The 25,834-nt window shown below is 70.0% G+C and carries 19 protein-coding genes; 11 read left to right on the top strand and 8 right to left on the bottom strand.

Features of this window, described 5'->3' with window-relative positions:
- Window positions 1-23: 23 nt before the first annotated feature.
- The gene (locus tag ACIGA3_RS10870; RefSeq protein WP_399712960.1) at window positions 24-2,321 is read left to right on the top strand and encodes an FdhF/YdeP family oxidoreductase; all 2,298 of its coding nucleotides are present in this window, start codon (window positions 24-26) and stop codon (window positions 2,319-2,321) included.
- 63 nt (window positions 2,322-2,384) lie between these two features.
- On the opposite strand, the gene ACIGA3_RS10865 is transcribed toward ACIGA3_RS10870, so the two are convergent.
- A complete protein-coding gene (locus ACIGA3_RS10865) occupies window positions 2,385-2,828 on the bottom strand; it encodes an Hsp20/alpha crystallin family protein (RefSeq protein WP_399712958.1) in 444 nt (147 codons plus the stop codon).
- Window positions 2,829-3,116: 288 nt separating this feature from the next.
- Here ACIGA3_RS10865 and ACIGA3_RS10860 point away from each other — a divergent pair, with 288 nt between their 5' ends.
- Complete coding sequence (locus ACIGA3_RS10860) at window positions 3,117-5,771, top strand: ATP-dependent Clp protease ATP-binding subunit (RefSeq protein ID WP_399712955.1); 2,655 nt, start codon at window positions 3,117-3,119, stop codon at window positions 5,769-5,771.
- A gap of 19 nt (window positions 5,772-5,790) precedes the next feature.
- Window positions 5,791-6,078 (top strand): hypothetical protein, encoded by a 288-nt coding sequence (locus ACIGA3_RS10855; protein ID WP_399712952.1) that lies wholly within the window; start codon window positions 5,791-5,793, stop codon window positions 6,076-6,078.
- A 72-nt stretch (window positions 6,079-6,150) separates the two neighbouring features.
- Here ACIGA3_RS10855 and ACIGA3_RS10850 read toward each other — a convergent pair whose 3' ends face one another.
- Entirely contained in the window at window positions 6,151-6,627 is a 477-nt protein-coding gene (locus ACIGA3_RS10850) for a GreA/GreB family elongation factor (protein ID WP_399712950.1), read from the bottom strand.
- Between the two features lie 101 nt (window positions 6,628-6,728).
- Window positions 6,729-8,114: a glucose-6-phosphate dehydrogenase gene (locus ACIGA3_RS10845; RefSeq protein ID WP_399712947.1), complete on the bottom strand. Its 1,386-nt coding sequence runs from the start codon at window positions 8,112-8,114 to the stop codon at window positions 6,729-6,731.
- A 220-nt stretch (window positions 8,115-8,334) separates the two neighbouring features.
- Between ACIGA3_RS10845 and ACIGA3_RS10840 the strand changes: the two genes are divergently transcribed.
- The gene (locus ACIGA3_RS10840; RefSeq protein ID WP_370454205.1) at window positions 8,335-8,412 is read left to right on the top strand and encodes a 50S ribosomal protein bL37; all 78 of its coding nucleotides are present in this window, start codon (window positions 8,335-8,337) and stop codon (window positions 8,410-8,412) included.
- A 67-nt stretch (window positions 8,413-8,479) separates the two neighbouring features.
- On the opposite strand, the gene ACIGA3_RS10835 is transcribed toward ACIGA3_RS10840, so the two are convergent.
- Window positions 8,480-9,925 carry a sugar porter family MFS transporter gene (locus tag ACIGA3_RS10835; RefSeq protein ID WP_399712944.1) on the bottom strand — a complete coding sequence of 482 codons (1,446 nt, stop codon included), beginning with the start codon at window positions 9,923-9,925 and terminating at the stop codon, window positions 8,480-8,482.
- A 221-nt stretch (window positions 9,926-10,146) separates the two neighbouring features.
- On the opposite strand from ACIGA3_RS10835, the gene ACIGA3_RS10830 reads away from it, so the two are divergent.
- Window positions 10,147-11,019: a 3-hydroxyacyl-CoA dehydrogenase family protein gene (locus ACIGA3_RS10830; RefSeq protein WP_399712941.1), complete on the top strand. Its 873-nt coding sequence runs from the start codon at window positions 10,147-10,149 to the stop codon at window positions 11,017-11,019.
- A gap of 77 nt (window positions 11,020-11,096) precedes the next feature.
- Window positions 11,097-12,125 (top strand): cation diffusion facilitator family transporter, encoded by a 1,029-nt coding sequence (locus ACIGA3_RS10825; RefSeq protein ID WP_399712939.1) that lies wholly within the window; start codon window positions 11,097-11,099, stop codon window positions 12,123-12,125.
- 34 nt (window positions 12,126-12,159) lie between these two features.
- Here ACIGA3_RS10825 and ACIGA3_RS10820 read toward each other — a convergent pair whose 3' ends face one another.
- Entirely contained in the window at window positions 12,160-13,449 is a 1,290-nt protein-coding gene (locus ACIGA3_RS10820; protein WP_399712936.1) for a YhgE/Pip domain-containing protein, read from the bottom strand.
- A gap of 238 nt (window positions 13,450-13,687) precedes the next feature.
- Here ACIGA3_RS10820 and ACIGA3_RS10815 point away from each other — a divergent pair, with 238 nt between their 5' ends.
- The 3 genes from ACIGA3_RS10815 to ACIGA3_RS10805 all read left to right on the top strand — a co-directional run bounded on the left by ACIGA3_RS10815 (window position 13,688) and on the right by ACIGA3_RS10805 (window position 18,334).
- Window positions 13,688-15,052: an NAD-binding protein gene (locus ACIGA3_RS10815; protein WP_399712933.1), complete on the top strand. Its 1,365-nt coding sequence runs from the start codon at window positions 13,688-13,690 to the stop codon at window positions 15,050-15,052.
- Between the two features lie 130 nt (window positions 15,053-15,182).
- Entirely contained in the window at window positions 15,183-15,719 is a 537-nt protein-coding gene (locus tag ACIGA3_RS10810) for a DoxX family protein (protein WP_399712930.1), read from the top strand.
- A gap of 311 nt (window positions 15,720-16,030) precedes the next feature.
- Window positions 16,031-18,334 carry an FdhF/YdeP family oxidoreductase gene (locus ACIGA3_RS10805; RefSeq protein WP_399713978.1) on the top strand — a complete coding sequence of 768 codons (2,304 nt, stop codon included), beginning with the start codon at window positions 16,031-16,033 and terminating at the stop codon, window positions 18,332-18,334.
- Between the two features lie 70 nt (window positions 18,335-18,404).
- Here ACIGA3_RS10805 and cydB read toward each other — a convergent pair whose 3' ends face one another.
- The 3 genes from cydB to ACIGA3_RS10790 all read right to left on the bottom strand — a co-directional run bounded on the left by cydB (window position 18,405) and on the right by ACIGA3_RS10790 (window position 22,513).
- A complete protein-coding gene (gene cydB, locus ACIGA3_RS10800; protein WP_399712929.1) occupies window positions 18,405-19,406 on the bottom strand; it encodes a cytochrome d ubiquinol oxidase subunit II in 1,002 nt (333 codons plus the stop codon).
- Between the two features lie 12 nt (window positions 19,407-19,418).
- Window positions 19,419-20,954, bottom strand: coding sequence for a cytochrome ubiquinol oxidase subunit I (locus ACIGA3_RS10795; protein WP_399712926.1), 1,536 nt, complete (start codon window positions 20,952-20,954; stop codon window positions 19,419-19,421).
- A 311-nt stretch (window positions 20,955-21,265) separates the two neighbouring features.
- Window positions 21,266-22,513 (bottom strand): helix-turn-helix domain-containing protein, encoded by a 1,248-nt coding sequence (locus ACIGA3_RS10790; protein ID WP_399712924.1) that lies wholly within the window; start codon window positions 22,511-22,513, stop codon window positions 21,266-21,268.
- Window positions 22,514-22,668: 155 nt separating this feature from the next.
- On the opposite strand from ACIGA3_RS10790, the gene ACIGA3_RS10785 reads away from it, so the two are divergent.
- Both ACIGA3_RS10785 and ACIGA3_RS10780 read left to right on the top strand, forming a co-directional pair.
- A complete protein-coding gene (locus tag ACIGA3_RS10785; protein ID WP_399712922.1) occupies window positions 22,669-24,417 on the top strand; it encodes a DUF3556 domain-containing protein in 1,749 nt (582 codons plus the stop codon).
- Window positions 24,414-25,832, top strand: a complete 1,419-nt coding sequence (locus tag ACIGA3_RS10780) for a phytoene desaturase family protein (RefSeq protein WP_399712919.1) — start codon at window positions 24,414-24,416, stop codon at window positions 25,830-25,832. The genes ACIGA3_RS10785 and ACIGA3_RS10780 overlap by 4 nt, the downstream gene beginning before the upstream one ends.
- Window positions 25,833-25,834 lie beyond the last annotated feature (2 nt).

Below are 25,834 nucleotides of genomic sequence, written 5' to 3'. Positions count from 1 at the left end.
GACCTGGAGCACAGGGAGTTGTGATGAGCCAAGACACGTCGGGGCGACCCGTGGACGACGCGGAGAAGCGGGCCCCGGAGTTCCACCCCTACCACCACCCGGCGGCAGGCTGGGGAGCAGCCAAGAGCGTGACGCGCTTCCTGATACGCGAGCGCGAACTCCTCGAAGGCCCCAAAGCCATCCAGAAGATGAACCACGAGGGCAAGGGCTTCGACTGCCCCGGCTGCGCCTGGCCGGACGACCTCAAGGGTCTCAAGCTCGACATCTGCGAGAACGGCATCAAGCACGTCACGTGGGAGATGACCCACAAGCGCGTCGGCCCCGCCTTCTTCGCCGCCCACACCGTCAGCGAACTCGCCACCTGGAGCGACGCCGCGCTGGAGGACCAGGGCCGCCTCACCCACCCCATGCGCTACGACGCGGACACCGACACCTACGTCCCCATCTCCTGGCAGGACGCCTTCGAGCTGGTCGGCCGTACCCTGCGTGGACTCGACAGCCCCGACCAGGCGTCGTACTACACCTCCGGCCGGCTCGGCAACGAAGCCACCTTCCTCTACCAGCTGATGGCGCGTGAGCTGGGCACCAACAACCTGCCCGACTGCTCCAACATGTGCCACGAGGCCAGCGGCCGCGCCATGACGGCGGCCCTCGGCACCGGCAAGGGCACCGTCGACCTCGAGGACTGGGAGAAGACCGACGCCCTGTTCATCATCGGCGTCAACGCGGCCTCCAACGCACCCCGCATGCTCACCTCGCTCGCCGAGGCGTACAAGCGCGGCGCGAAGATCGTGCACATCAACCCGCTGGTCGAGGCCGCCGCCACCCGAACGATCATCCCGCACGACTTCGTGGACATGGCGCTCAACCGCGCCACCCCCACCAGCTCGCTCAACCTCCAGCCGCGCATCGGCGGCGACATGGCCCTGCTGCGCGGCATGGCGAAGGCCATCTTCGCCGAGTCGGAGACCAACCCCAAGGCGCTGGACCAGGAGTTCATCGACCGCCACACCTCGGGCTTCGACGAGTACCGCGCGGTGTGCGAGGCCACCCCCTGGGAGGAGCTGGAGCTCCAGTCCGGGCTCAGCCGGGCCGAGATCGAGTCGGCCGCCCGCATCTACTGCGACGCCGACCGCTCCATCTTCAGCTGGTGCCTCGGTGTCACCCAGCACGAGCACGGCGTCGACACCGTCCGGGAGATCGTCAACGTCCTGCTGCTGCGCGGCAATCTGGGCCGCGAGGGCGCCGGCCCCTCCCCGGTGCGCGGGCACAGCAATGTGCAGGGCAACCGCACCTGCGGCATCGACCACCGGCCGTCCAAGGAGTTCCTGGACCGGCTGGCCGAGGTCTGCAAGATCGACCCGCCCCGCGAGCACGGCCTCGACACCGTCAACACCATCGAGGCCATGCACACCGGCGACATCAAGGTGTTCGTCGGCATGGGCGGCAACTTCGCCCTCGCCGCGCCGGACAGCGTCTACACCTTCGACGCGCTGCGCAAGTGCGAGCTGACCGTGCAGGTCAGCACCAAGCTCAACCGCAGCCACCTGGTCCACGGCAAGCAGGCGCTCATCCTGCCCTGCCTCGGCCGTACCGAGAAGGACGAGCAGCTCACCGGCGAGCAGGGCACCTCGGTCGAGGACTCGATGTCCATGGTCCACCTCTCGGTCGGCATGAAGCGCCCCGCCTCGAAGCACCTGCTCTCCGAGCCGGCGATCATCGCCGGGATGGCACGGGCCGCGCTGCCCGAGAGCGCCACCCCCTGGGAGTGGTACGTCGAGGACTACGACCGTATCCGCGACACCATGGCCAAGGCGCTGGAGGGCTTCGAGGACTTCAACCGCCGGGTCCGGCTGCCGCTCGGCTTCCGCATCAAGCAGCCCGCCCGCGAACTCGTCTTCCGCACCCCCTCGGAGCGCGCCGAGTTCTCCAGCCCGGGGCTGACCGACGTCATCCCCGAGAAGGGGATGCTCAAGCTCGGCACGATGCGCTCCCACGACCAGTGGAACACCACGATCTACTCGGACGACGACCGCTACCGGGGGGTCAAGAACCTGCGCACGCTGATCTTCATGAACAAGGAGGACATGGCCGAGCGCGGGCTGAAGCTCTTCGACGAGGTCGACATCACCAGCATCGCCAAGGACGGCAGCAAGCGCAGCGTCCACGGCTACAAGGTGATCCCCTACGACATCCCGCAAGGGTGCGCGGCCGGTTACATGCCGGAGATGAACGTGCTCTGCGCGATCGGCGACTACAGCACACAGAGTGACCAGCCGCTGATGAAGAACGTCAACGTCGTGGTGACGCCCGTCGCTTAGAGGTCATGCGAAAGCGGCCGGTCCCTTCCGTGGGAGCCGGCCGCTTTCGTGTGTACGGCGTTCTCAGAAACCGATCTCGATCGAGCGCCGGGTGGCAGCCTGGGATTTCGGCAGCCGGACCGTCAGTATCCCGTCGGAGAGATCGGCCTGTACCGCCTCGACATTGACGTCACCGGGTACCCGTACCCCGTAGGAGAAACTGCCCGACCTGCGGCGCAGCGCATTTCCGTCGGTGTTCTCGTCGAGCGAGCCGTGAATGTGCAGTTCGCGGCCGTCGACCTCGATGTTCACGCTCTCCCGCGGAATGCCGGGCAATTCGGCGCGGACCAGATAGGCGTCGCCCGCGTCCTCCTCCTCGACCAGCGGCATCCAGTGCCGGGTCGGCTCGGCCGGCTGCGCGGACTGCTCCACCAGACGGCTGACCTCGCCCCACAACTGCTGGAGTTCCACCACGGGATCGTGTCCGGCCCACCAGGCCGACCTCGCAACGCCCGCACGTTCGCTCATGCCCAGACTCCTATGCCCTGGCTCCGGTTCGTCTCTCCGGCCGGTTCGGATTCCGAGTCTAGGCAGAATGCGCTTCGTCCGCGCGGGCAACGGAGCGTGACCGGTGCGGGTATGCCGAGGGCGTGAATATAAGGAGTGCGCGCCAGAGAGCGGAGAGCACGCGGGAGACCCGGGAAAAGGGTGGGCGGAAAGCCCGGAAACCCTTGGGGGGCTTGCCGTCCTCGGGTTGCGGAGCCCTGGACATCGGGGTTCAGTGAAAACCTGATCCGTCGCGCACCAGGAGCTGCCATGTCGATGTCGTTCGGTTCACCGTTCGGTTCCTCCGACCCGTTCAGCGACCTGCTGAACCGGTTCTTCGGCATGTCACCGGCGTCATCGCCTCCTGCGGTCCAGCGAGTCCCCATCGGCCGGCTGCTGACGGAGTCCTCGCAGGAACTGCTCAACCTGGCCGCGCGGAAGGCCGAGGACGACGGCACCTCCGACCTCGACACGCAGCATCTGCTGTGGGCCGCGACCAAGGTCGAGCCCAGCCGGAGGCTGCTCGCCCAGGCCGGGGTCGACCCCGACAAGCTCGCCCAGACGATCAGCGAGGTGCTGCCCGGTGAGTCCAGCATCCCGTCCGCCGAGCCGGGCCTCACCCCCGCGGCCAAGCGCACCCTCGCCGACGCCTTCGCGCAGTCCCAGGCGGCCGGCAACTCCTACATCGGCCCGGAGCACATCCTCGCCGCCCTGCTGGACGACGCGGACTCCGGCGCCGGTCGCCTGCTCTCCTCCGAGGGCGTGGACGGCAGGAAGCTGGCGTCCCGTACCGAGCAGGCCGCCCGGCACGACCAGGCCCGCGGCGGCGGCCAGGGACCCACCAGCACTTTGGACGAGTTCGGCCGTGACCTCACCGAGGAGGCCCGGCAGGGCAAGCTCGACCCGGTGGTCGGACGCGCCGACGAGATCGAGCAGACGGTCGAGATCCTCTCCCGCCGCTCCAAGAACAACCCGGTCCTCATCGGCGAGCCCGGCGTCGGCAAGACCGCCATCGTGGAGGGCCTGGCCCAGCGCATCGTCATCGGGGACGTCCCCGAGACCCTGAAGGACAAGCGGGTCGTCGCGCTCGACATGTCCGGACTGGTGGCCGGTGCCCAGTACCGCGGCCAGTTCGAGGAGCGCCTGAAGAAGGTCATCGAGGACGTCCAGGCGTCCGAGGGCGAGATCATCCTGTTCATCGACGAGCTGCACACCGTGGTCGGCGCGGGCGCCACCGGTGAGGGCTCGATGGACGCGGGCAACATCCTCAAGCCCGCCCTCGCGCGCGGCGAGCTGCACGTGGTGGGCGCGACCACCATCGACGAGTACCGCAAGTACGTCGAGAAGGACGCCGCCCTCGAACGCCGCTTCCAGCCCGTCATGGTGCCCGAGCCGAGTGTCGCGGAGACCGTGCTGATCCTCGAAGGGCTGCGCGACGCCTACGAGGCCCACCACCAGGTCCGCTACGAGAACTCGGCGCTCGAAGCCTGTGCCGGGCTGTCCGACCGGTACATCACCGACCGCTTCCTGCCGGACAAGGCCATCGACCTGATGGACCAGGCCGGCGCGCGGGTCCGGCTGCGCAGCGCGGCCCGCTCCACCGAGGTCGTCGCCCGCGAGGACAAGATCGCCAAGCTTCAGCGCGAGCTGGACGAGGCCGTGTCGGGGCAGGACTACGAGAAGGCGAACGACATCAAGGGCAAGATCGCGGAGGTCGAGGCCGAGGTCGCCGGGATCGAGGAGCGCCGCGAGGGCGTCATCACCGTCACGCCGAACGACATCGCCGACATCGTCTCCCGTCGCACGGGCATCCCCGTCTCCCAGCTCACCGCCAGCGAGAAGGATCGGCTGCTCAAGCTGGAGGAGGAGATGCACGCCCGCATCGTCGGGCAGAACGAGGCCGTCACCGCCGTGTCCCAGGCGGTGCGCCGCAACCGGGCCGGCATGGGCGACCCGAACCGTCCGGTGGGCTCCTTCCTGTTCCTCGGCCCCACGGGTGTCGGCAAGACCGAACTCGCCAAGGCCCTCGCCGAGCTGCTGTTCGGCGACGAGGACCGCATGATCCGCTTCGACATGAGCGAGTTCCAGGAGAAGCACACCGTCTCCCGCCTGGTCGGCGCGCCTCCCGGATACGTCGGCTACGAGGAGGCCGGGCAGCTCACCGAGAAGGTCCGCCGTCAGCCGTACAGCGTGATCCTGTTCGACGAGATCGAGAAGGCGCACCCGGACGTATTCAGCACGCTGCTCCAGATCCTGGACGACGGACGGCTGACCGACGGCCAGGGCCGCACCGTCGACTTCCGGCACACCGTCATCATCATGACGTCGAACATCGGCGCCCATCTGATCCTGGCGCACCAGGGCGATGTGTCCGAGATCAAGGACGAGCTGCTGGAGGAGCTGCGCGGCCGGTTCCTGCCGGAGTTCCTCAACCGGATCGACGACATCATCATCTTCCACAGCCTCACCGAGGACGACCTCTCCGAGATCGTCGACCACCTGCTGGACCAGAGCCGGCGCCGGGTGAAGGCGCAGGGGATGGACCTGGAGGTCACCGAGGCGGCGAAGAAGCTGCTGATCGCCCACGGCCACCAGCCCGAGTTCGGCGCGCGGCCGCTGCGCCGCACGATCCAGTCCGAGCTGGACAACCGCATCGCCGAGCTGCTGCTCAGCGGCCAGGCCGAGCCCGGGGACACGATCGTCGCCGATGTGAAGGACGACTCGCTGCACGTCACCGTGCGCGGCGCGGGCGACAAGAAGTCGGAGAAGGGCGACAAGGGCGACAAGGGCGACAAGGGCGACGAGCCCGCCGGGAAGAAGGCGGCCGCCAAGAAGACCGCGTCCGGCGGCAAGAAGAAGGCCGACACGAAGGAAGCCGACTCGAAGGACGCCGGCACCAAGGACGCCGAGGCGAAGAAGGACTGACGGCGGCAAGGAGAACCCCATGGCGCACCACCACAAGTCCAACAAGGAAGTCGAGGGCGACCCCGACTACGGTCACGGCCGCGGCCTGCCGCGCCGCCCGGACGAGCCGCAACTGCAGGAACGCACCCAGGAGGACCGGCGCGACGTCGGCCTGCCCGTCCGGGAACAGGAGAGCCCCGAGCGGAGTTACGAGCAGGAACGCGCCGAGATCGACCGCCAGGTGGACCGGGGCGAGGTGGAGACGGGTGACCTGACGCGCCGGCAGCGCGAGGAGGAGGACCCCTTCCCGCCGTCCCACTACGACTGACCCCCGCCGACGACAAGAGCCTGGGTGGACCGGACGCGATGTCCGGTCCACCCAGGCTCTTCGTGCGTGCTCTCAGCCCTTGTCGCCGGGCGTGCCCAGGGAGACCACGACCGCGGTGGCCTCGCCGTCCGGGGCGTCGTAGCTGACGGAGTCGCCGGGGACCCGGCCCATGAGCGCGCGGCCCAGCGGGCTGTCCGACGTGACGAGCTTCGGGTCGCGGGCGTCGGCGATCTCGCCGATGTGCAGCGTCTCCGTGGTGTCGTCCGCGAACCGGACGGTGACCGTCGTGCCCACCCCGACCACATCGGTGGGCACCGGGCCGGCGATGCCGGCCTGGCGGAGCCGGTCGTTGACCCGGTCGATGCGTTCGTCCAGCCGGTTCAGCTGGTCGGCCCGCTGGATCTCGTCGGCCTGGTCGGCGCGGTCGCCGACCTCGTCGGAGTCCTTCAGCGTCGCGGCGACCGTCTTGCGTTCGTCGTGCAGATCGGACAGTTCCTGCTCGAGCGCGCGACGGGCTTCGGCGCTGATCGGCTCGGGGTCACCGGTCATTCCTGCTCCAGTGCTACAGACGGAAGTGCTGGACAGAAGCACCCTAGTTGCGCTCCCGCGCGACATCCAGTCGGACGGGGGCGAGCCGTGGGCGAGTGGCGCTACGGCACCCAGGGCCGCTGCCAGGGCGGGCTGCCCGCTACCAGGGCGTCGGCCTGGGGCGGGCCCCAGGAGCCGGGCGGGTAGGGGTGGACCGGTGGGGGATAGGTGAGGAGGGGCTGGACGATGCGCCAGCACTCCTCCACCGCCCGCTGCGGCGCGAAGTACTTGTCGTCGCCGGTCAGCGCCGCGTACAGCAGGCGCTCGTACGGGGCCAGCGGCTTGCCGAGTTCGCGGGCGAAGATGGTGTCCAGCGGGACCAGCCGCCATGCCGACGCCTCGTCCAGCGCCGAGAGCTGGAGCCGCATCCCGGCCTCGGGGTCGATGCGCAGCACGATCTGGTTCCCGGCGACCCGGCCGGGGTCGGGCAGGAAGCCGAGCCGGGGCGGCTCGCGCAGGATCAGCCGCACCTCGGTCACCCGCACCGGAAGCCGCTTGCCCGCGCGGATGAACACCGGCACCCCCGCCCAGCGCCAGTTGTTGATCTCCAGCCGGAGCGCCGCGTACGTCTCCGTGGTCGAATCCGGTGCCACGCCCGGCAGTTGCTGGTAGCCGAGGTACTGGCCGCGCACGTACTCGTGCACATCGGCCGCCGGCATGGCGCGCAGCACCTCGATCCGCTTGTCCCACAGATCGGTCGCGCTCGGCCCGACCGGCGGGTCCATCGCCACCAGGGCCAGTACCAGCAGCAGATGATTCTGGATCACATCGCGCAGCGCGCCCACCTGGTCGTAGAAGGCGCCTCGGCCCTCGACGCCGAACTCCTCGGCCATCGTGATCTGGATGGCCACCACGCTGTCCCGGTGCCACAGTTCGGCCAGCGCGGAGTTGGCGAACCGCAGATACTCCAGCTCGATGACGGGTTCCTTGCCCAGGAAGTGGTCCACCCGGAGGATCTGGTTCTCGTCCAGCACCGCCGTCAGCTTGCGGTCCAGCGCGCGGGCCGAGGCCAGATCGTGCCCGAACGGCTTCTCCAGCGCCACCCGCGCCTGCCCCAGCAGCCGGGCGGCCGCCAGCTGGTCCACGATCGGCGCGAACAGCGAGGGCGGGGTCTCCAGATAGAACAGCGGGCGACGGCGCCGCCCCAGCTCCTGGGCCAGCCGCACATAGGTCTCGGGCGCGGTGAGGTCTCCGGACACATAGGTCAGCCGCGCGGCCAGCCGCTCGAACACCGCCGCGTCGACCGACCCCTCCGCCTCCTCCACCGACTCTCGCGCCAGCCCGGCCAGTTCCTCGTCGCTCATCTCCCGCCGGCCGACCCCGATCACCGGGCAGTCGAGCAGCCCCCGGCCCTCCAGCTTGTACAGCGCGGGGAACGTCATCTTCCGCGCGAGATCCCCGGTCACCCCGAAGATCACCAGAGCGTCGGCTTCCCAGGTTCCGGCCATCGGCTGATGCTCCTCACCCCTGCGGTGGGCGCCCGCGAGGGCGTACCCCTCTTGCTTCGGTTCTCGTATCGTCCGTGCCCCGGACCCGGCGCGCGACTCGGGCGGGCGCTCCGGCGGCTGTGCTCGCGGGGCATTCCGGCATGTATGGTGTCCGGCACGCGGGGCAGGTGATCACCCGTCCCGCACCGAACGTGTCCGACCACGCCAGAAGGAGGCCCGCATGTCCTCGAAGCGACGCCGGAAGAAGAAGGCCCGCCGCAAGAACGGCGCGAACCACGGCAAGCGGCCCCAGTCCTGAAGCGACGGCCGTACCGGGCCCGGTCACCTCGTCCCGAGGCGGCCGGGCCCGGCCCTTTTCCCGCTGCTCAGATCCGGCTGCGGTCCCCGGCCCTGCGGCCGGTGTCGTCCCCGGCCGGGCCGGAGTGCCCGAACCGGGCCTGTAGGGCCGCGTCGACCTCCTCGAAGGAGCGGTCCTTCGTCTCCGGTACGAACCGGGCGACGAACAGCAGCCCGCAGAAGCAGATCGCCGCGAACACCAGGAACGTCTCGCCCTGCCCGATCGCGGCCGCCAATGGCAGGAACGCCTGGCTGACCGCGAAGTTGGAGATCCAGTTGGTGGTCGTCGCCGTGCTCGACCCCAGCGCCCGTACCGCCGGCGGGAACAACTCGCCGACCAGCACCCAGAAGATGGGGCCGAGGCCGCCCGCGTAGGCGGCGATGTACAGGATCATGCAGATCAGGGACAGCTCGGAGTTCCAGCCCGCGATGAAGCTCAGGCCCAGCAGCGCGACCAGCAGCGCCATCCCGGCCAGCGAGATCAGCAGCAGGGTGCGCCGTCCCGCCCGGTCGATCAGCCGGGTCGCCAGGATGGTCATCAGCAGGTTGACGACGCCGATGAACACCGAGTAGAAGATCGAGTTGGAGGCGCTGAGCCCGGTCTTCTCGATGATCGTCGGCGCGTAGTAGATGATCGTGTTGATGCCGCCGAACTGCTGGATGACGGCCATCGTCACGCCCACGATCAGCGCCGGGCGCACCTTCGGGCCGAGCAGCGTCCGCCAGCCCGGCCGCGGGGCGTGGCTGCCGTCCCGGTGCCGCAGCCCGCTCACCACCCGCTCCGCCTCGTCCTTCGGCAGCACCAGCGTCAGCACCTCGCGCGCCTCGGTCCAGCGGCCCTTGCGCACCAGCCAGGGCAGCGACTCCGGCACCACCAGCAGCATGCACAGCGTCAGCACGGCCGCCGGGACCGCGCCGAGCGCGAACATCAGCCGCCAGTCCCGGCTGCCCGAGAACGCCAGGTCCACCAGGTACGACACCAGGATGCCCACCGTGATCATGAGCTGGTTGGCGCTCAGCACCCGGCCCCGGATCGCGGTCGGGGAGATCTCCGAGAGGTACACCGGCACGGTCGCCGAGGCCGCGCCCACCGCGAGACCGAGCACGACCCGGCCGATCAGCAGCTGCCAGTACGTCGGCGCGGTCGCGGCGATCGCCGTACCGAGGATGAAGACGGCACCCTCCAGTGCCACCGCCTTCCGGCGCCCGATGGCGTCCGCGAGCCTGCCCGCGAGCAGCGCGCCCGCCATGGCGCCGATCAGCAGGACACTGACGATGGTGCCCTGCTCGGCGGCCGAGAGGTGGAAGTCGTCGGTGATGAACAGCAGGGCGCCGGAGACCACACCGGTGTCGTAGCCGAAGAGGAAACCGCCGACGGCGATCGTCGCGGCCCAGCGGTAGATCTTCCGCATGCCCTCGGGGGGTACCTGGGTGACCGGTCCGTGCGTCCCCGGTTCACGGGAGAAGCCCTGCATCTGCACGTCCTGTCGTCGTCGGTCACGGGCGGCGCCCGGGACAGCGCGGCGCGGGCAAGATGTTCCGCGCGCGGGCCGGACCAAAACGGCGCCCGCACCCACGCGGCGCCGAATCCCCCGTACGGCCCGGCAGCGCTGGCCGGTGCCCGCCGGGCGGCCGAGACTGGACCGCGCACGGCGGGCGACCGGCCCGGGCGGCGTTCCCAGCATGAGGACGGACCATGACGTTCACCTTGCCGACCGACATCGAGGACAGGCCCGTCGCCGTCATCGGCGCCGGCACCCTCGGCCGCCGGATCGCCCTCATGTTCGCCACCCGGGGCGGCATGGTCCGCGTCTACGACAAGTCGCTGGAGGCGGGCGACGCGGCCCGCGCCTACGTCGAGGACCACATCGGTGAGGTCGCCGCCCGGACCGAGGGCGGCCGGCCCGGCACGGTGGTCGTCACCGACGACATGGCCGAGGCCGTCAAGGGCGCCTGGCTGGTGATCGAGGCCATCCCGGAACGGCTGGAGCTGAAGAGAGACGTCTTCGGCGAACTCGACCGGCTCGCCGCCCCGGACGCCATCCTCGCCAGCAACTCCTCGTCGTACGCCTCCAGCCAGTTCATCGACCAGGTCGCGCACCCCGAACGCGTGCTCAACACGCACTTCTACATGCCGCCGAAGCAGAACGCCCTCGACCTGATGTCCGACGGCCACACCGACCCCGCCATCATGGACCTGCTGGGGCGGGTACTCCCGCGCTACGGGCTGTACCCCTTCGAGGCGCACAAGGAGTCGACCGGTTTCATCTTCAACCGGATCTGGGCGGCCATCAAGCGCGAGGCCCTGGCCGTGGTCGCGGACGGCGTGTCCACCCCGCAGGACGTGGACCGGATGTGGCAGGTCAACACCGGCTCCACGGCGGGCCCGTTCCGGATGATGGACCGGGTCGGCCTCGACGTCGTCCTCGACATCGAGAACCACTACGCCGCCGAGAACCCGGAACTGCCCGCCGGCCCCCGCGAACTGCTGAAGAAGTACGTCGACGCCGGACACCTCGGCGTGAAGACCGGCCGCGGCTTCTACGACGACTACGACACCAAGCCCTGATAGGGGAGGGCCATGAGACCCGCCCGCCTTCGCGGCACGCCGCGAACTCCGCCACGGAAGAGGGTTACTGTCCGGCTATGAGCGAACAGGGTGAACCCGGAATGGAACGAGGGACGAACGCGCGTAAGGGCCCCTACCTGGACGCCCGCGTGGGCTCCGCGGGCGGGCCCGGCGCGGGCGGATCGACCTTCACCGTCCTCGTGGCGGCCGCCGCCAACTTCGGCGTCGCGCTCGCCAAGGCCGTCGCCGGTGTCCTCAGCGGCTCCAGCGCCATGCTGGCCGAGGCCGGGCACTCGGTCGCCGACACCATCACCGAAGCCTTGCTCTTCGTCGCCCTCAAGCGCAGCAAGAAGCCCGCCGACGACGACCACCCCCTCGGCTACGGACCCGAGCGGTACATCTGGGCGCTGCTCGCCTCCGTCGCCACCTTCGTCGGCGGCGGCGTCTTCGCCGTGTACGACGGCATCCACGCCCTCACGCACGACGAGAAGCCCGGCAACCCGCTGATCTCCTACATCGTGCTCGCCGTCGCCTTCGTCCTGGAAGGGCTGTCGCTGCGCACCGGCTGGCGGCAGGCCACCGGACGGGCCGAGCACTTCCGGGTGCCGATCCTGCGCTACCTCCAGCACACCCCCGACACCGCCGTGAAGGCCGTCGTCATGGAGGACTCCGCAGCCCTCGTCGGCCTGGTGCTCGCCGCCCTCGGCCTGCTCGGCGGACAGCTCACCGGCTCCGGCGTCTTCGACGGCATCGCTTCCATCCTCATCGGTGTGCTGCTGGTCGTCGTGGCCTACATCCTCGGCCGCGCCAACACCGAACTCCTCGTCGGCCGCGCCCTGCCCAAGCCCATGCGGGAGGCCGTACTGCGCGAACTGCGCTCCGTGGAGGCCGTACAGGACGTGATGGAGCTGACCACGCTGGTGCAGGGGCCGGGGGAGATCCTGATCGCCGCCAAGGTGGACTTCCGCGACGTCTCCACCTCCGCCCAGATCGAATGGGCCTGCGAGGAGGCGGAGACCCGGCTGCGCACGCTCATTCCGGCGGTCAAGCGCGTCTACCTGGACCCGACCCCGCCGCGTTCGGCTCCGCCGCGCCTGCCCGAGTGACCGGCGCGCCCCGGCCCGGCCCCCGCCTCGGCGGTCAGGCCGGCTGGGGCACCATCCGGTGCAGGCCCCGGCGGTCGTAGTAGCGCGTCGCCGCGAAGCCGAACGCCAGGGCCACCACGAAGCCGATCGCGATCATCATCCAGCCACGGCCGAGACCGGCGTCGGCGCGGGCGTCGAAGTAGAGGATCGCCCGCACCCCGGCCGCCAGTTGACGCATCGGCTCGAAGGCGCCCAGGAACCGGTAGAAGCCCGGCACCGCCTCCAGCGGCACGGTGGCGCCCGAGGACGGCAGCGCGAACGCGATGAAGACGAACATCGACACCAGCTGCCCCAGGCTGCCGAAGGCCGCGTTGATCGCCTGCACCCCGAGCCCGACCGTCAGCGTCGCGCAGTACGAGAACACCCACAGCAGACCCGGATGCGGGGCGTCCATGCCCAGCGCCCCGATCGTCGCCAGCATGATCAGCGAGGTGGTGAGGAGCGAGAGACCCGCCGTCATCACCATCTTCAGCACCAGCGTCTGGGTCCGGCTGATGTCCACCGTCGGGCGGCGCGAGTGCCAGGGGCCGATCTCGGTGTCCGCGTAGCCGAGCGAGCTGTCGACGCCGTTGTGGATGATGTTGCCGCCGATGAAGCCGGCCAGCACCAGCAGCAGCGCGTAGTAGAAGGCGCTCAGCCCCAGCCCGCTGTGCGCGCCGATGGGATGGCCCACCTCGGTGCGCACCTCCACCGGGTCGGCGATCAGCACCCGGGTCGCCGCGCTCGCCTGCTTCACCTGCGGGGACGCCGACAGCTGCTCGCCGACCGAGACCGACACCCGGTGCGCCGCGCTCTGCGTGATCCGCCCCGCCAGCGAGGAGGCCAGGCTGCCCACGCCGGGGTTGGTCAGCACGGTCAGCGCCGGACGGGACTTCGCGTCCGCGGTGGGCAGCGCGCCGACGGTCGCCGTGAAGTCCGCCGGGATCACCAGGGCGCCGTACACCTTGCCCGACGCCAGCTCGTCCTGGGCCTCGGCCCGTGACATCGGGCGCCAGCGCACCCGGCCGTCGGAGGCGCCGGAGGAGAGGATGGAACGGGCGGCCTGCGTGCCGACGTTGGCCTTCTGGCCCGGCAGCGGCTCGCCGTCGTCCATGTTCACCAGCGCCACCGGCATCCGGTGCAGGCTGCCCTCCGGGGTGAGGATGCCGCCCATGTACAGCAGCGACAGCACCAGCGCGACCAGAGAGCCGAGCACGGCGGGCATCAGCCACAGCTTCCACCGGCCCAGCAACCGCGACGCGCTCACCCTCGGTCCGGACGCGTGCGGGGGCATCCCGGAAGCCATACCACTCCAAGAGGTGCAGTCGGCGGCAACCGCCGAACGGGCTGCGGCGAGGGCCCGTACCGTACGTTCGGCCGCCGGACCGCACCGCCTGCGGACGCAAGCCGACGATAGGTCCCGGACACCGAAACGGCCCGCCACGACACCGGCCATCTGCTCCGGATGACCCGAGGGAACGGACCTCGTAAGGTGTCCTCTCTACCGCACCCGTTCCCTCTCCACCGAAGGGACCGCCGCCGCCGTGATCCCTGCTTCTCCCGAGAACCGCCCCTACGTCGTCATCGGCGGGACCAATCTCGCCCGCCGTGTCTGCGCCACGCTCCAGGACCGTGGCCGCGAGGTCGCCCACCTCACCGCGCCCGGCGACACCGAACTGCGCGCCGCGCTGCGCGAGCGCCCCGACGGCGTCGCCATCCTCCTCCACGACGACGTCGCCGCCCTGCGCTACGCCCTCGCCGTCGCCCATCTCGCCCCCGCCGCGCCCATCGTCGCCACCGTCTTCGACCGCACCGTCTCCGACGAACTGGAACGGCTGCTGCCCCAGTGCGACGCGACCTCGCCCGCCGAACTGGCCGCGCCCGCGCTGGCCGGACCCTGTATCGACGCCGGCAACCTGGCCGTGCGCCGCCGCGGCGACGGCGTACGGGCCGTGCGCGCCCGGGGTGGAGTGCCATACGTGGAGCAGTGGCTGCCGGACCGGCGCGGGCCGTGGCGCCGCATGGAGAAGCTGGCCGCCCAGCTCCGCCCGCACGACGCGGGTGCCCGGCTGCTGCTGATCGGCCTCTTCGGCATCCTCACCGTGCTGCTGGCGGACTGGTCCTGGATGTTCGCCCACGGCCACCCCCCGGCCGAGTCCTTCTTCCACGCCGCCCGCGTCGTCGCCGGAGTCGGCCCCGCCACCGCCGGGGAGCACGAGACCGGCTACCAGGTCGCCTCCGGCCTGGCCATGCTCGCCACCCTCGTCTTCAGCGCCCTGTTCACCGCCGGTGTCATCGAGCGGATGCTGAGCCCCAGGCTGATCGGGCTCGTCGGCCCCCGCACCCTGCCCCGCTCCGGCCATGTCATCGTCGTCGGCATGGGGCAGGTCGGCATGCGGCTGTGCACCGAACTCCAGGCGCTCGGCATCCCCGTCGTCGGCGTGGAACGCGACCCGCACGTCACCACCGCACGGCTCGCCCGCTCCCTCGGCATCCCCGTCATGACCGGCCACGGCGGCGACCGCGCCGTGCTCGAACGGCTCCGCCTCGGCCACGCCCGCGCCCTTGCCGCGGTCGGCTCCGACGACCTGGACAACATCGCCGTCGCCATCGCCGCCCACGGCATCTCGCCCGCCACCCGGATCGTCGTCCGGGCCGGCGAGCACGAGGCCATCGCCGAGACCCGGTCCCTGCTGCCCATGGGCACGGTCCGGGACGTCACCAGCCTCGCCGCCGCCTATGTACTCGCCCGGCTGCTGCGCGAACCGGTCACCGGAGTCGTCGCGCACGAGCACGGCATCTGTCTGGAGACGGACGAGGACACCTTCGTCCCCTGGCCGCTCACCGCCCGCGAACGCTGCTCGCACGTCCAGGGCGACACCGCCGCCGCGGCCACGCCCTCCTGGTGACTTCCGCCCGCTCCGCCCCTTCCGTCCTTCGGAGGGCGTGCCGCCCCGATGGTCGCTAGCGTGTTGCAGACGGCGGCCCGCCGCGGGCGACAGCCGGATCGGACCGTTCCGTCGACGGAAGGACCTCCCCATGGGCCGACGCAAGGATCTCGGACTGCTGGCCGTACGCCTCGGCACCGGCGGTGTGCTGTGCGCCCACGGCGCGCAGAAGCTCTTCGGCTGGTTCGGCGGCGGAGGCATCGACGGCACCGCGAAGTTCATGGAGTCCGTGGGCTACCGTCCCGGCAAGCCGAGCGCCGTCGCCTCCGGCCTCGCCGAGCTGGGCGGCGGAGCGCTGCTGGCCCTCGGCCTCGCCACTCCGGCCGGCGGCGCCGCGGTGGCCGGCGGCATGGCCGGCGCCGTCTCCGTGCACCGCCCGGCCGGATTCTTCGCCATGACGGGCGGCTATGAGTTCCCGGCCTACCTCGGCTACGTGGCCACCTGCATCGGCCTGTCCGGACCCGGCCGTTACTCCCTGGACCGCCTCATCGGCTACCGGCTCGACCGGCCCCGCCTGGTCCTGCTCTCCTTCGCGCTGAGCGCCGCCGGCACCTCGGTCGTCGTGGCCCGCCGCGAACAGGTACTCGCGGCACAGCGGCGCGAGCAGCCGGAACCGGCCGGACGCTGACGGCAGCGCGCTCGCATTTGCGACCATAAATAGCGGAATTGCCTTGACGGTGCGGCACGGAACTCGGTCACGGAGATCGAGTTCCGTGCCGTTCCGGGTTATCGGGAACCCTTTTTCAGGCACTGACGAAAGGGTTCCCGACTTCGGACCCAAATGGCCGCTCGGCCTTTGTTTTCAAGGGGTGCGCGTCGCGTGGCGGGTGCTGATACGCCGACATACTCTGGCCTAAAGCTCCATATATAGGTATGGACGCACGCCGCGACGGCGGAAGGGTGAGAGCCTTGAGCACCTTGGACGAAGAGCAGTCACGGATGATGGAGGCGGAGTCGGATCTCGAGCCCCGCGTGGGCCCGATCCCCACAGGGGAGCCGTACTTCCACCCCTACCACCACCCCGCCGCGGGATGGGGCGCCGCCAAGAGCGTGACCAAATTCCTGCTGGACGAGGGAACGCTGATCGAGGGCCCGCGGGCCATCATGAAGATGAACCACGAGAACGGTGGTTTCGACTGTCCCGGATGTGCCTGGCCGGATGACACCAAGGGCCTGAAGCTTGACATCTGTGAGAACGGAATCAAGCACGTCACGTGGGAACTGACCCACAAGAGGGCCAACCGCGAGATGTTCGCCCGCCACACGGTGAGCGAAATGCACGAGTGGAGCGACTTCAAACTGGAGGACCAGGGCCGGCTCACCGAGCCCATGGTCTATGACGCGGCCACCGACCACTATGTGCCGATCTCCTGGCACGACGCGTTCGAGCTGGTCGGACGCCATCTGCGCAACCTGGAGAACCCCAACCAGGCGTCGTACTACACCTCCGGCCGGCTCGGTAACGAAGCGACGTTCCTGTACCAGCTGATGGCGCGTGAGCTGGGCACCAACAACCTGCCCGACTGCTCCAACATGTGCCACGAGGCCAGTGGACGCGCCCTGACGGCGGCCCTCGGCACCGGCAAGGGCACCGTCGACCTCAAGGACTGGGAGGCCACGGACGCCCTGTTCATCATCGGCGTCAACGTCGCCTCCAACGCGCCCCGCATGCTCACCTCGCTGACCGAGGCGTTCGACCGCGGCGCGCAGGTCGTGCACATCAACCCGTTCATCGAGGCGGGCGCGACAAAGGCGATCATCCCGCACGACTTCCTGGACATGGCCACCTTCCACGCCACGCGGACCAGCACCCTGGACCTCCAGGTGCGGGTCGGCGGCGACATGGCGCTGCTGCGGGGCATGGCCAAGGCCGTGCTGGAGCAGGCGAAGACCGACCCCAAGGCCATCGACAGCCAGTTCATCAACCGGCACACCGTCGGCTTCGAGGAGTACCGGGCGCTGTGCGAGGCCACACCGTGGGAGGAGCTGGAGCGCCAGTCCGGGCTCAGCCGCGCCGACATCCTCAAGGCGGCGCGCATCTACGGCGACGCCGACCGCTCCATCATCAGCTGGTGCCTGGGCGTCACCCAGCACGAGCACGGCGTGGACACCGTCCGCGAGATCGTCAACCTGCTGCTCCTGCGCGGCAACCTGGGCCGTGAGGGCGCCGGTCCTTCGCCGGTGCGCGGGCACAGCAATGTGCAGGGCAACCGCACCTGCGGCATCGACCACCGCCCCGAGCCGGAGTTCCTGGACCGGCTGGCCGAGGTCTGCAAGATCAACCCGCCGCGGGACCACGGTCTGGACACCATCGGCACGCTCCAGGCGATGAACCGGGGCGACGTCAAGGTGTTCATCGGCATGGGCGGCAACTTCGCCCTCGCCGTGCCCGACTCGCCGTTCAGCTACGAGGCGCTGCGCAACTGCGACCTCACCGTCCAGGTGAGCACCAAGCTGAACCGCAGTCACGTCGTCCACGGCAAGGAGGCGCTGATCCTGCCGTGCCTCGCCCGCACGGACAAGGACCACCAGCGCAACGGCGTGCAGAGCATGTCGGTCGAGGACTCGATGAGCATGGTGCACCTGTCGGTCGGCATGAAGCGGCCCGCCTCCAAGCACCTGCTGTCCGAGCCCGCGATCATCTCCGGCATGGCGCGCGCGGCGCTGCCTTCCAGCCCCACGCCGTGGGAGTGGTACATCGAGGACTACGACCGCATCCGCGACACCATGTCCGAGGTGCTGGACGGCTTCGAGGACTTCAACCGCCGGGTGCGGCTCCCGCTGGGCTTCCGCATCAAGCAGCCCGCCCGTGAGCTGATCTTCCTCACGGAGTCCGGTCAGGCGGAGTTCTCCAGCGCCAAGCTGCCGGACGTGGTGCCCGCGCCGGGCATGCTGGCGCTCGGCACGATGCGCTCGCACGACCAGTGGAACACCACGATCTACTCCGACAACGACCGCTACCGCGGCATCAAGAACCTGCGCGAGCTCGTCTTCATGAACGAGGACGACATGCGCGAGCGCGGGCTCTCGGAGTTCGACCCGGTGAACATCGTCGCCACGGCGAAGGACGGCAGCCACCGCTACCTCGACGGCTACCTCGCCATCCCGTACGACATGCCGCGCGGCTGCGCGGCCGGCTACATGCCCGAGATGAACGTGCTGATCGCCCTGTGCGACTACAGCACCCAGAGCGACCAGCCGCTCATGAAGCACGTCAAGGTACACATCACCGCGGCGACCTGACCGAAGGCCGCACACGGGCGGGCCCCCTCCGATCGGAGGGGGCCCGCCCGTGTGGTGTGCCGGCGCCGGGTCAGTGGCCGGACGGGATGTGGTGGACCGCGATGCGCTTGCTGAAGACCCAGTACGTCCAGCTCTGGTAGATGACGATGAGCGGGGCGAAGATCGCCGCGACGACGGTCATCACCGTCAGCGTGTAGGACGCGGACGAGGCGTTGGCGACCGTCAGCGACCAGGCGGGGTTCAGCGTGGACGGCATGACCTCGGGGAACAGCGTCAGGAACAGCATGGCGAACGACGCGACCACCGTCAGGGCGGAGAAGACGAACGCCCAGCCCTCCCGGCCCAGCTGGTTGAAGAACAGGGCCACGAGCAGCGCCGCGAACGCCACGATCATGACGCCCAGGCTCTGGCCGTTGCCCGAGTTCGCCTGCGTCCACAGCAGGAACGCGAGCAGCAGCAGGAGGGAGGCCAGGCCCAGCACGGGCACCAGCTTCCGGGCGCGCTCGCGGATCTCACCGTCCGTCTTCAGCGCCGCGAAGATCGCGCCGTGGCAGGTGAACAGCACCAGCACCGTGAAGCCGCCGAGGATCGCGTACCCGTTGAACAGATCGCCGGGTGTGCCCACATAGGACTTCTCGCGGTTGATGGCGACGCCCCGGACCATGTTGGCGAAGATCACGCCCCACAGGAACGGGATGATCACCGAGGTCCAGAAGGTGACCTGCTCCCAGCTGCTCTGCCACCGCACGCTGTCGCGTTTGGCGCGGTACTCGAAGGACACCCCACGGCCGATCAGACAGAGCACGATGATCAGCAGCGGGATGTAGAAGCCGCTGAACAGGGTGGCGTACCAGTCCGGGAAGGCGGCGAAGGTCGCGCCCGCGGCCGCGATCACCCAGACCTCGTTGCCGTCCCAGACGGGGGCGATCGTGTTGATGAGGACGCGCCGTTCGGTGCCGTTGCGGGCCATCGTCTGGGTGAGGACACCGACCCCGAAGTCGAACCCCTCGAGGAAGAAGTAGCCGACCCACAGGAGGGCGATCAGGATGAACCAGAGATCGTAGAGATGCATGGCGGTCCGTCCTCAGTAGGCGATGGAGAGCGGCTTGTCCTGGTCGTCCGGGGACATGCGCATGGTGGGGTCCTTGGCGGGGGGTTTCTCGTCGACGTCGGGTCCCGGTTTGGAGTACTTGACCATGAGGCCGCCTTCGACCACCGCGAGGATCGCGTAGACGACGCTGAGCGCGACCAGTGAGCCGACCTGGGTACCCACGCTGACGTTCGGCGAGACGGCGTCCGCGGTCTTCTTCAGGTGGAAGACCACCCACGGCTGACGGCCCATCTCGGTGAAGATCCAGCCGAAGCTGTTGGCGAGCAGCGGGAAGCCCAGGGTCAGCGCGACGATGCGCCAGCTCCACTTGGTGAAGAAGTCGTTCATCTTGATCTTGTCCGTGATCATCAGGTTCGGCGGCTCGTCCTCTCCCGTGCGGAACCTGGGTTTCAGCCAGAACTTCTTCCGGGTGAGCCAGAGGCCGATCACCCCGATGGTGAAGCTGGTCATGCCGAAGAAGATCATGAGACGGAATCCCCAGTACGTCATGAAGATGTTGGGGATGTAGTCCTCACGGGTGCCGCCGAACAGCCGTACCTGTTCGTCGGCCCGGGTGTTGATGCCGGGGACGGGGGAGTGGAAGTTGCTCTTGGCGAGGAAGGACAGCGCGCCGGGGACTTCCAGCGCGACGTCGTTGCGGCCCTCACCGACGTTGCCGATCGAGAAGATCGAGAAGGGGGCCGGCCCTTCCGTCTCCCACAGGGCCTCCGCCGCCGCCATCTTCATCGGCTGCTGTTCGAACATCACCTTGGCCAGACGGTCGCCGCTGAGCGCGGTGAGGATACCGGCGATCGAGCAGACGACCAGGGCCAGCTTGAGCGAGCTGCGCATGGCCGCGATCCGCTTGCGGTTGGTGTCCTTGCCGCGCTTGGCCCGCCACAGGTGGTAGGCGGAGATGCCCATGACGAAGGCGGCGCCCGTGATGAACGCCGCCGTCAGGGTGTGGAAGACCTGCACCAGGGTGGTGTCCTGGAACAGTACCCGCCAGATGTTGGTCAGCCGGGCCTTGCCGTTCGCGGGATCGATCCGGTAGCCGACCGGGTGCTGCATGAAGGAGTTGGCGGCCAGGATGAAGTACGCGGAGAGAAGGCTGCCGATGGTCACGATCCAGATCGTCGCAAGGTGGATCTTCTTTGGGAGCCTGTTCCAGCCGAAGATCCACAGCCCGATGAACACGGACTCGAAGAAGAAGGCGATCAGCGCCTCCATCGCCAGCGGAGCGCCGAAGACGTCACCGACGAAGCGGGAGTAGCTCGACCAGTTCATGCCGAACTGGAACTCCTGGAAGATGCCCGTGACCACACCCAGCGCGAGGTTGATCAGCAGGAGCTTCCCCCAGAACTTGGTGGCGTGGAAGTACTTCTCCTTACCTGTCCGCACCCAGGCCGTCTCCAGACCGGCGACGATGCCTCCCAGGCCGATGCTGAGCGGGACGAAGAGGAAGTGGTAGACGGTCGTGACACCGAACTGCCATCGGGCAATGGTCTCCTGAGCGATTGCTAGTTCCACTACGTCCTTCTCTCGCTCGATCCGGCCGCAATCTGGATAAAAGGTATCTCCAGGGCATAGTCGCGTCGACTCGGGGAAAGGCGTTCGCGCACCTGCCGGACGCCGTTCGGGTGAGTCGCTCACCGCCGCGATCGGCGATACGGGAGCGGAGCTGGCATTTGCGTGCAAAATTGCGCTTCTCGGCTCTTAATTGCGCACCGGCATGTCTATTCCGGGGCCCGTGCCCCTAGAAAACGCGAACGCTAATAGATGCGTATTTCTTTATTGCCTGAGGCTTCGTTCCGGAGCGGATTTGTCGTACGCACCGGTAATCACCTGAGAACGGCGTCCCCGAGCCAATGCGCGGCGAGCAGCGCGGCCCGCACGTTGAAGTCGTCCGACGGGCCGTCGGCGCCCGCCGGCAGCAGCGCGGTGGCCCGGCGCACCCGGTACTGGACCGAGTTGCGGTGCAGGTTCATCGCCTGTGCGGCGGCCGCGTGGCTGCGGCGATGGGCGAGAAACACCCGCAGCGTCTCCCGCAGGATGGCGCCGCGCGCGTCACGCCGGGCCAGCTCCCCGAGCGTGCCCGTCACGAAGTCCCGTACCGCCGGGAGGTCACCGGCCATCAGCGCGACCGGCGCGACCTCCGTGTAGTGCACCCAGTGCGCGGCGCCCGGTGCGCCCGCCCCGGTGAACTTCGTGGCGAGGATCTCCCGGACCTGGGCGGACTGGCGGGCCGAGGTACGGAAGCCGTCCAGGCCGGCGCCCGGCCGCCCCACGGCGGCGTGCAGGACGGTGTCCTCGGGCGCCGCCAGGCCGTCCCGCCACCGCCGCTCGCCCCCGGCGGGCAGCGCCAGCCACAGCCGGGCCTCGCGCTCGTCGGTCGGTACCACCAGCGCGGCACGGGCCCGCAGCACCGCCACCGCGTGCGCGCGCACCTCGTCCACGGCGGTGACCAGGTCGAAGGAGGTCATCGCCGCCACCGGCCACAGTGTGCAGGCGACATGCACCGCGTCCAGCGGATAGCGCAGCGCCCGCTCGGCGGCCGCGCGGTCCACCGGGCCACCGCCGAGCAGCGCGCCCACCCACTGCTGGCGCACCCCGCCCTGGCTCGCCACCCACCGCTCCCGCTCCCGCTCGTAGGCGCGTCCGACCTGCTCGCAGATCTGGTCGATGAACAGCGCCGAGCGGCGCACCACGTCCAGGACGAGCGAGACCCGGTGCTCGGCGGGCAGGTCGTCGAGGTGGGCGAAGGCGTGGTCCAGCACACGGGAGTGGCCTATGCGATAGGCGCGGACCAGCGCGGAGAGCGGCACATCGCGCTGGGCCAGCACCCGCGCGTACGCCACGGCCGCGGACGGGGCCTCCAGCAGCTCCGGGTCGAAGTCCTGCTGGAGGAAGTTGAGCCCGGCCACCACGTTCTCGCTCAGGCTCGCCTCCAGCAGGGAGCGGGTGGCGGCGTCGTGGTCGAGGGCGTCGATCTGCACGAGGGTCAGCCGGACCAGATCGGTGATCATGGCCTCCCTCGTCCTGTGCAGCCGGTCCACCAACTGGCTGACCAGGGCCTGTTCTATCGGCATGACCGCACTGTAGAGGCGCCCGGCGCCCGCGCCGGTGTGCTCGGCGCACAAAGGCGCGCCCCGATGTTGTGACGCGCGGCCGTCGTCGCCGTGCTACGGGCGCCCCTACCTTCGGCTGAATCCGTACGGCCCGCCCCAGCGAAGGCGTGATTCCCATGGGCTTCATGAAACCCCGGCTGCTCCCCGTCGACCCCGGCACCTACCGCACCCTGCCCCGCCGCGACCGCCTGGAGGCCCTGACCCGGCACTGGGTCGGGCACGGCTTCGGCAGCCCCTCGGTGGTGTATCTGTTCTACGTCGTCAAATGCGCGCTCTACGTCGGCGGAGCGGCGCTGGTGATCTGGCTGACGCCGGGCCTCGGACCGGTCACCGAGGTGGCGTCCTGGTGGTCCGAGCCGGTCGTCTACCAGAAGCTGATCGTCTTCACCCTGCTGTGGGAGGTGACCGGGCTCGGCTGCGGCTCCGGCCCGCTGTCCTCCCGCTTCCTCCCGCCGATCGGCTCCGCCCTGTACTGGCTGCGCCCCGGCACCGTCCGGCTGCCGCCGTGGCCCGGCAAGGTGCCGTTCACCCGAGGGGACCGGCGCGGGCTGGTGGACGTGCTGCTCTACGCGGCCGTACTCGCCTCCGGCATCTGGCTGCTCGGCCGGCCCGGTGACGCCGGGGACGCGGGCCTGCTCGACCCGATGGCCGCCCTGCCGCTCATCGTGACCCTGGCGGTGCTGGGGCTGCGCGACAAGACCGTCTTCCTCGCCGCGCGCGGGGAGCAGTACGGGCTTTCGCTGCTGGTGTTCTTCTTCCCTTACGGCGACATGCTCATCGGCTTCGAACTGATCATGCTGGCGATCTGGTGGGGAGCGGCCACCTCCAAGCTCAACCACCACTTCCCGTTCGTGGTCGCCACCATGATGAGCAACGCGCCCCTGGTCCCGAACCGGCTCAAGCCCCTCTTCTACCGCGACCACCCGCGCGACCTGCGCCCCTCCCGCCTGTCGTTCCTGCTCGCGCACGTCGGCACCGCGACCGAGTACCTCGTCCCGCTCTACCTGGTCTTCATCGGCGACGGCGGCCCGTGGACCTGGGCGGCCCTGCTGTACATGGTCGTCTTCCACCTGCACATCCTGTCGACCATCCCCATGGGGGTGCCGCTGGAGTGGAACCTGTTCTTCGTCTTCTCGCTCTTCTATCTCTTCGGCGCCCACGGCGACCTCACGGTGTGGGACCTCCACTCGCCCTGGCTGCTCGCCGTGATCGTGCCGAGCCTGGTCCTGCTCCCGCTCCTCGGCAACCTCCGCCCCGACCTCGTCTCCTTCCTGCCCGCGATGCGCTACTACGCGGGCAACTGGGCCACCAGCGCCTGGCTGTTCACCGGGGACGCGCTCCAGCGGCTGGAGAACGGTGTGACCACCAGCGCCCGGCTCGCCCCGACCCAGATGGTGAGCCTCTACGACGCCGACACCGCCCTGCTCCTCGCGGGCAAGGCGGAGGGCTGGCGGGCCATGCACTCCCACGGGCGCGCGCTGAACGGGCTCACCGAGCGCGTCACCCACGGCCAGGACGGTGTCACCGTGCTGGAGGGCGAGCTGATCGCGGGCTTCGCCATCGGCTGGAACTTCGGCGAGGGCCACCTCCACGACGACCAACTGCTGCGCGCCGTACAGGCCCGCTGCGCCTTCGCGCCCGGCGAGGTCCGGGTGATCTGTTTGGAGGGTCAGCCCCTTCACCGGCAGACTCAGTCCTATGAGATCCACGACGCGGCCCTGGGCCTGCTGGAGAGCGGCCACGTCGCGGTGCGCGACATGCTGACCCGTCAGCCGTGGCCCACCGACGGCCCTGGCTATCCCGTGTACGACGTACGGTCGACGCGCCCGCTGGCCGAGCCGCGCCCCTTGGACACCACCTCATGACCTCGGCCGTAGTGGTCGGCGGCGGGCCCAACGGCCTTGCCGCCGCCGCCCTTCTCGCCAAGGCGGGGCTCGACGTCACCCTCCTGGAGGCCGCCGACGAGGTCGGCGGCGGCACCCGCAGCTACGAGGCGCTGCTCCCCGGTCTGCTGCACGACCACTGCTCCGCCATCCACCCCATGGCCGTCACCTCACCGGCACTGCGCGAACTGGAGCTGGCACGGCACGGCCTGCGCTGGCTCCTGCCCGACATCGACTGCGTCCATCCCCTCGACGACGGCACCGGGGGCGTACTGATGCGCTCCGTCACGGAGACCGCCCGTCTCCTCGGTGTCGACGGTGACCGCTACCGGGCTCTGATCGAACCCTCGGTACGGCACTGGGAGGCGCTCGCCGGGGAGGTCATGGGCCCGCTGCTGCGCGTCCCCTCCCACCCGCTGCTGCTCGCCCGGTTCGGTCTGCCGACCACCCTGCCCGCCACCGCCCTCGCACGGCTCTTCCGCACCCCGCAGACCCGCGCGCTCTGGGCCGGGATCGCCGCCCACGCCTTCCGCCCGCTGGGCCGCCCGCTCACCTCGGCCATCGGCCTCGGCATCCTGGTCGCCGGGCACGCCGCCGGATGGGCCGTGGCCGAAGGCGGCTCGCAGTCCATCGCCCGCGCGATGGAGAAGGCGCTGCTCGAGTACGGCGGCACGGTGGAGACGGGCGTCCGGATCACCGACCACCGCCAGATCCCGGCCGCCGACGTGACCCTGCTCGACCTCGACCCCGGCCAGGCCGCCGCCATCTACGGCGACCGGCTGCCCGCCCGGACCCGGTCCGCCTACCGGCGCTTCCGCCGGGGCCCCGGCGCCTTCAAGATCGACCTGGCGGTCGAGGGCGGCATCCCCTGGACCCACGAGAAGGCCCGGCACGCCGGGACCGTACACCTGGGCGGCACGCTCGACGAGATCGCGCGGGGCGAGCGGGACGTGACGGCCGGACGCATGCCCGAGCGGCCGTTCACGCTGGTCGGCCAGCAGTACCTGGCCGACCCCGGCCGCTCGGTCGGCGACGTGCACCCCGTCTGGGCCTACGCCCACGTCCCGAACGGCTACACCGGGGACGCCACGGAGGCGATCCTGCGGCAGATCGAACGGTTCGCCCCCGGCGCCCGCGACCGGATCGTGGGCCTGCGCGCCACCACCCCCGCCGGCTTCGCCACCGCCAACGCCAACTTCACCGGCGGCGACATCCTCACCGGCGCCAAGACCGTCCCCCAGCTCATCCTGGGCCCCCGCCCCACCCTCGACCCGTACACCACCGGCCTGCCGGGCGTCTTCCTCTGCTCGGCGGCCACCCCACCGGGGCCCGGTGCGCACGGGATGTGCGGGGCGGGGGCGGCGGCCTCCGCCTTGCGGCACCTCGGCGCGACCTGAGA

The sequence above is a fragment of the Streptomyces sp. NPDC085596 genome, assembly GCF_044541565.1.
Classification (GTDB): domain Bacteria; phylum Actinomycetota; class Actinomycetes; order Streptomycetales; family Streptomycetaceae; genus Streptomyces.
The sequence above is the reverse complement of the archived record's forward strand: the minus strand, read 5'-3'. Positions and strand labels throughout refer to the sequence as shown.

Coding starts and splice junctions, on each gene's coding strand:
- ACIGA3_RS10855 (WP_399712952.1), top strand. CDS start 5,791: ATGGCGCACCACCACAAGTCCAACAAGGAAGTCGAGGGCGACCCCGAC.
- ACIGA3_RS10870 (WP_399712960.1), top strand. CDS start 24: ATGAGCCAAGACACGTCGGGGCGACCCGTGGACGACGCGGAGAAGCGG.
- ACIGA3_RS10860 (WP_399712955.1), top strand. CDS start 3,117: ATGTCGATGTCGTTCGGTTCACCGTTCGGTTCCTCCGACCCGTTCAGC.
- ACIGA3_RS10785 (WP_399712922.1), top strand. CDS start 22,669: ATGGGCTTCATGAAACCCCGGCTGCTCCCCGTCGACCCCGGCACCTAC.
- ACIGA3_RS10835 (WP_399712944.1), bottom strand. CDS start 9,925: ATGCAGGGCTTCTCCCGTGAACCGGGGACGCACGGACCGGTCACCCAG.
- ACIGA3_RS10810 (WP_399712930.1), top strand. CDS start 15,183: ATGGGCCGACGCAAGGATCTCGGACTGCTGGCCGTACGCCTCGGCACC.
- ACIGA3_RS10825 (WP_399712939.1), top strand. CDS start 11,097: ATGAGCGAACAGGGTGAACCCGGAATGGAACGAGGGACGAACGCGCGT.
- ACIGA3_RS10820 (WP_399712936.1), bottom strand. CDS start 13,449: ATGGCTTCCGGGATGCCCCCGCACGCGTCCGGACCGAGGGTGAGCGCG.
- cydB (WP_399712929.1), bottom strand. CDS start 19,406: ATGCATCTCTACGATCTCTGGTTCATCCTGATCGCCCTCCTGTGGGTC.
- ACIGA3_RS10780 (WP_399712919.1), top strand. CDS start 24,414: ATGACCTCGGCCGTAGTGGTCGGCGGCGGGCCCAACGGCCTTGCCGCC.
- ACIGA3_RS10845 (WP_399712947.1), bottom strand. CDS start 8,114: ATGGCCGGAACCTGGGAAGCCGACGCTCTGGTGATCTTCGGGGTGACC.
- ACIGA3_RS10850 (WP_399712950.1), bottom strand. CDS start 6,627: ATGACCGGTGACCCCGAGCCGATCAGCGCCGAAGCCCGTCGCGCGCTC.
- ACIGA3_RS10865 (WP_399712958.1), bottom strand. CDS start 2,828: ATGAGCGAACGTGCGGGCGTTGCGAGGTCGGCCTGGTGGGCCGGACAC.
- ACIGA3_RS10830 (WP_399712941.1), top strand. CDS start 10,147: ATGACGTTCACCTTGCCGACCGACATCGAGGACAGGCCCGTCGCCGTC.
- ACIGA3_RS10805 (WP_399713978.1), top strand. CDS start 16,031: ATGATGGAGGCGGAGTCGGATCTCGAGCCCCGCGTGGGCCCGATCCCC.
- ACIGA3_RS10840 (WP_370454205.1), top strand. CDS start 8,335: ATGTCCTCGAAGCGACGCCGGAAGAAGAAGGCCCGCCGCAAGAACGGC.
- ACIGA3_RS10790 (WP_399712924.1), bottom strand. CDS start 22,513: ATGCCGATAGAACAGGCCCTGGTCAGCCAGTTGGTGGACCGGCTGCAC.